The organism is Helicobacter pylori (genome assembly GCF_009689985.1).
In the GTDB taxonomy this organism is placed as follows: Bacteria; Campylobacterota; Campylobacteria; order Campylobacterales; family Helicobacteraceae; genus Helicobacter; species Helicobacter pylori_CG.
Window position 1 is genome coordinate 1 of the sequence record NZ_QBAW01000026.1, and the last position, 708, is coordinate 708.

Here is a 708-nt window from a genome sequence, read left to right on the forward strand (position 1 = left end):
TTAATGTTATTGAGCGTTTCAAACACCCTTTGCGTGTTAGCGTCAGAAATAGAAGTGCTAGTGGCTTCAAATTTTGGAAGAAAGAAAGTATAGGGACCAATTTTATCAAATGCCTCTTTTAGACTATCAAACGCTTCCCCAGGTAAAACAATTTTAGAGTGTTTGGGGATAGTCTCTATCACGCCCAGATCGATTACATTGCCTTGAGCGTCTGTGAAACTAAGCTTAACATTGCTTAGATTATAAGGTAGGAAGTTTTCTATAGTTAATTTACCACCAATATACAGCACTTTAACAGGGGATAAAGATGAAAAGTTCAATTGTGATATAGATTTAGCATCTGTGAATAAATTAGCTGCTCTTTTTAAAATCGTGTCTGTGGGTAAATAATTATAAGTTGCGTAAGTGTTTTTTGTGGTGGTGTGTCTTTTTTCTTGCGTTTGTGTGCCTTCTAACAGCCCGGTTTCAAACCCGGCTTCTATGAAAAAGCCATTTTTCTCATTCGCTTCTAAAGCGCTGCATAATAAAAGTGGAATGAATAGTTTTCTCATGGTTATCTCTTTTTAGTTTATAGTGTCTTTATTATACAATTTAAGGGGGTTGTTTGTTGGTTTTTTGAAATTTAAAGTTCTTATAAGGGATTGGTATTTCATATTGAAACAAAATTTTAAAAATTTGTTTTAGGGCTAATTTAGCATTAATTAGGCT

Annotated in this window: 1 pseudogene; it reads right to left on the reverse strand. The window is 33.8% G+C overall.

Going from position 1 to position 708, the window contains the following annotated elements:
- Positions 1 to 551: pseudogene (locus DBU79_RS07715) on the reverse strand (hypothetical protein); the annotation flags it as partial.
- Positions 552 to 708 lie beyond the last annotated feature (157 nt).